This window comes from Pseudoalteromonas aliena, assembly GCF_038155085.1.
Lineage (GTDB): Bacteria > Pseudomonadota > Gammaproteobacteria > Enterobacterales > Alteromonadaceae > Pseudoalteromonas > Pseudoalteromonas aliena_A.
The window spans coordinates 1-233 of the sequence record NZ_JBAKAU010000108.1; the positions used below are offsets into that span (position 1 = coordinate 1).

General features: G+C 43.8%; 1 protein-coding gene. It reads left to right on the forward strand.

Annotated elements, in window-relative coordinates:
* Window positions 1-233: P2 family phage major capsid protein (locus V6260_RS18720; protein WP_341595585.1), on the forward strand; the 233-nt coding region annotated here is incomplete at both ends.

The following is a 233-nucleotide window of genomic DNA, read 5'->3' on the forward strand; positions in this document are numbered from 1 at the left end:
CGAGCTTTTAGCGCACGACAAAAATAAGCTGTATGCCAAGCAAGCACACCCCCCAAGTGAAAAAACCAAAATTGAACTGCAACAGGGGATTGATACCTACTGTGGTTTAATGACATATAAGATTCCGTTTTTCCCTGCACGTGGCATTTTTGTTACCAGCTTTGACAACCTAAGCCACTACGTACTAACGGGCTCAACGCGAACCAGTGTAGATAACAACGCCAAGAAAAAAC